At 73.6% G+C, this 3,822-nt stretch carries 3 protein-coding genes; 1 reads left to right on the top strand and 2 read right to left on the bottom strand.

What is annotated here, in order from left to right:
* A partial coding sequence (locus NCC78_RS28985) for a serine/threonine-protein kinase (RefSeq protein WP_250798501.1) occupies positions 1-824 on the bottom strand: 824 nt, incomplete at its 3' end.
* 343 nt (positions 825-1,167) lie between these two features.
* Here NCC78_RS28985 and NCC78_RS28980 point away from each other — a divergent pair.
* On the top strand, positions 1,168-2,688 hold the full coding sequence (locus NCC78_RS28980; RefSeq protein WP_250798499.1) for a sensor histidine kinase: 1,521 nt from the start codon (positions 1,168-1,170) through the stop codon (positions 2,686-2,688).
* 39 nt (positions 2,689-2,727) lie between these two features.
* On the opposite strand, the gene NCC78_RS28975 is transcribed toward NCC78_RS28980, so the two are convergent.
* Positions 2,728-3,543, bottom strand: coding sequence for an SPFH domain-containing protein (locus NCC78_RS28975; RefSeq protein WP_308220968.1), 816 nt, complete (start codon positions 3,541-3,543; stop codon positions 2,728-2,730).
* Between the last annotated feature and the right edge of the window lie 279 nt (positions 3,544-3,822).

Below are 3,822 nucleotides of genomic sequence, written 5' to 3'. Positions count from 1 at the left end.
CGCAGGCCGCGTTCCTCCCAGTCCTCCCCGTACGCCGCCGCGGCCACCTGCTCCAGCACGGCGAGGAAGGCCTGCGCGGGCTGGGGACGCTCGGCGGGCTGCTTGGCCATGCCGTGCCGCAGCAGGTCGTGCACCGGCTCGGGGGCCGGGTCGGTGGGGACCGGCGCCTGGGCGTGCTGCTGTCGCAGGGTGAGCAGGTCACGGCCGTCGAAGGGGGGCCGGCCGGTCAGGCACTCGTAGAAGGTCGCCGTGGCCGCGTAGATGTCGCAGGCCGGGCTGGCGGGCGCGCCGGTCCACTGCTCCGGCGCCATGTAGCGGGGGGTGCCGGTGACGCTGACCCCGGAGCCGGCGCCGACCGGCATGGCGATGCCAAAGTCGGCCAGCTTGCTGGTGCCCTCGGCGGTGACCAGCACGTTCTCCGGCTTGTAGTCGCGGTGCACCACGCCCCGGGCGTGCGCGGCGCCCAGCCCGGCCAGCGAGCCCTTGAGGACGCAGAGCGCCGACTCCGGGGTGGTCGGCCCGTGCGCGCGCAGCATCTGCCGCAGCGACACCCCGTCGACCAACTCCATGACGATCACCGCGCCGCCGGGCGACTCGACGTACTCGTAGAGCCGGGAGACGTGCGGGTCGTCGATCTCGGCCAGCAGCCGGGCCTCGTCCCGGAACGCGGTGCGGAACGACGGGTCGTCGCCGATCCCGGCGGTGAGGTACTTGATCGCGACCGGTGTGCCGGTCGCCTCGTGCACGGCGAGGTCGACCCGTCCGGACGCGCCCGCGCCGAGCTGCCGGACCGGGGTGTAGCCGGAGACCTGCCAGCCGCTCACGCGCTCACCTCTCCCGTCCGGGACGGACGGCTGTCGTGGCCGCCACGCTGGTCATTCTTGTCGCGCGGCGCGGTCGGGCCATCGGCGCAACGGCTGCTTCCGGCACCCGGACGTCCGCCGGGTGCCGGCCCTCCACCCGGGAGGTACGGGGGCGGGGCGGCGGCATGGTCGGTCACGGACACAACGCCACTGGTTAGCACCCGAGGGCAAGTCCTCACCGGTCACCGCGCGACCGCCGGTGGCCTGAACTAGGGTGCAGCCCGTGAGCGGCAGCCTGCCTTTCCGCACCTCCGCCGGCCGGACGATGACGACCCGCCGGTGGCTCAGTGTCATGTTGCTGACGATGACCGCTCTGGTCCTGCTCGGCGGAGGAGTCGGGGCCGCCGCCCTGACGCACACCGCCGCGGTGTCGGACCGTCTCGCCGACCGGATCGCCCCGTCGCGCACGGCGGTCGGCCAGCTCGACGTGGGACTGCTCGACCAGGCCACGGCCGTGCACACGTACGTCATCACCGGTGATCCCGCGCTCCTGACCCCCTACCGCGGCGGGATCGACGCCGAACGCGCGACGGTGGCCCGGCTGCGCAACCTGCTCGCCGACGAGCCGGAAGCCCTCGATGACCTGGAACGGGCCGGGCAGCTCGCCGACCGGTGGCGTGCCGACTTCGCCGAGCCGCTGGTCGGATCCCGGCGAGCCGCGACGACGCCGGTCGAGCTGGCCCCGGTGGTGACCCGGGAGGCGGCGGCATTCCAGGCGGCCCGGGCGCAGCTGACCGGGTTGGCGGGCCGGCTGGACCGGATCCGCGACGCGGGGCGACGAAACCTCGACCACGCCCGGGCGCTGCGGGACCTCACCTTCGTGGCCATCCTGGCCGCCCTGCTGCTGTCGAGCATCGTCAGCTCGGTGCTGGTCCGCACGACGGTGCTGCGACCCTTGGAGCGCCTGGGCGCATCGGTGCGGCAGGTGGCCGGCGGCGACTTCCGCCACCAGCTGCGCGCCCAGGGGCCGGCCGACATCGCCCGCCTGACCACCGACGTGGAGACGATGCGCCAGCGGGTCGTGGACGCGCTGGAGCGCAGCCAGCACGACCGGGACGCCCTGGAGCAGCAGGCGGCGGAGCTGCGGCGGTCCAACGAGGACCTGGAGCAGTTCGCCTACGTCGCCTCGCACGACCTCCAGGAGCCGCTGCGCAAGATCGCGTCGTTCTGCCAGCTGCTGGAGCGTCGCTACGCCGACCAGCTCGACGACCGGGCCCGGCAGTACATCGGCTTCGCGGTCGACGGGGCGACCCGCATGCAGGAGCTGATCCACGACCTGCTGACCTTCTCCCGGATCGGCCGGGTCTACGCCGACCTGCGCGAGGTCGACCTGACCGAGGTGTTCGCGCAGGCCGAGTCGAACCTGTCCCGGGCGGTCGAGGAGGCCGGCGCGACGGTCACCTGCGACCCGCTGCCGACCGTGCAGGGCGACCCGACCCTGCTCACCATGCTGTGGCAGAACCTGCTCGGCAACGCGGTCAAGTTCCGCAGCCCGGACCGCGACCCGCTGATCAGGGTGACGGCGACGCGGACGCCGGAGGGCTGGTCGTTCGCCGTGGAGGACAACGGCATCGGCATCGACCCCCGGTACGCCGACAAGATCTTCGTCATCTTCCAGCGGCTGCACCCGCGCGGCACGTACCCGGGCACCGGCATCGGGCTGGCCGTGTGCAAGAAGATCGTCGAGTACCACGGTGGCACCTTGGCCCTCGACGAGGCGTACACCGGTGGGGCGCGGTTCCGGTTCACCCTGCCGCCGGCGCCGGCGGTGGTCGTACCCGAGCAGCCGGGTGAGCCGGCCGCGGAGCAGGCGGCGACGGTCTGAGATCGAGGTCGTGCGCGCGGGCCAGCGCAGGTGGCGGCGTCAGGCCGGCGGGCGGCGGTGGCCGTCACCCGGCAGCGGCGCGGCGGGAGCGGGCTCGGACCCTTCCGCCGGCTCGGCCGGCATCGCCCGCTCCGCCAGCGGCTGCTCCGCGTCGCGGGCGAACCTGTCGAAGAAGCGCAGCAACTCGACCGGGAACGGCATCACCAGGGTGCTGTTCTTCTCCGCCGCCACGTCCACCACCGTCTGCAACAGCCGCAGCTGGTACGCCCCCGGCGTGGCCGCCATCGCCCGGGAGGCGTCGGCGAGCCGGCGAGAGGCCTGGTACTCGCCGTCGGCGGCGATCACCCGGGCGCGGCGTTCCCGTTCCGCCTCCGCCTGGCGGGACATCGAACGCTTCATCCCCTCGGGCAGCGCGACGTCCTTGACCTCGACGCGCTCGATCAGCAGCCCCCACGGCTTCTCCGTCGGCGCGTCGATGACCGCCTTCAGCTCGGTGTTGATCCGCTCGCGGTCGCCCAGCAGGGTGTCCAGGTCGGCCTTGCCGATCACCGACCGGAGCGCGGTCTGCGCCACCTGGAGCACCGCCGAGGGGTAGTCGCGGACGTTGACCAGGGCCTTCACCGGATCGACGACCCGGTAGTAGACCACCGCGTCGACGGTGAGGGTGACGTTGTCGCGGGTGATCGCGCCCTGCGCGGGCACCCCCATCACCACGGTCTGCATGCTGACCCGCACCATCCGGTCGGCGACCGGGACGATCAGGCGGAGACCGGGCTGCCGGACCGACTCCAGCACCCGGCCGAAGCGGAAGACGATGCCGCGCTGGTACTGCTGCACCAGCCGGATGCTGAGCATGCCGAGCAGCACCACGAGCGCCAGCACGATCACCACACCGAACACGACGGCTTCCACGGCATCTCCGATCCCCCGAGGCATGCGCCTCCGGCGCCGCCCTTTCCCGCTGCGGCGGCAAGTAGTCCTGCCACTCGTCACGGGGCGGCACGGATCGACCTCGGTTGGTAACGTGACGGCGCTCAGGTGGCGCTGGTGCGGCCCCGCCGCGGGCCCGCTGGACCGACGCGGCGGCGGGTTCCGTGCGGGACAGCGCCGGCCGGCTGGGCGCGGCCGCCGACC

The sequence above is a fragment of the Micromonospora phytophila genome (assembly GCF_023656545.1).
GTDB classification, from domain to species: domain Bacteria; phylum Actinomycetota; class Actinomycetes; order Mycobacteriales; family Micromonosporaceae; genus Micromonospora; species Micromonospora phytophila.
This window is presented reverse-complemented; position numbering and strand designations above follow the sequence as displayed.

What these genes read in the sequence shown, in the direction of transcription:
- NCC78_RS28980 (WP_250798499.1), top strand. Translation starts at nt 1,168, where the DNA reads ATGACCGCTCTGGTCCTGCTCGGCGGAGGAGTCGGGGCCGCCGCCCTG.
- NCC78_RS28975 (WP_308220968.1), bottom strand. Translation starts at nt 3,543, where the DNA reads ATGCTCAGCATCCGGCTGGTGCAGCAGTACCAGCGCGGCATCGTCTTC.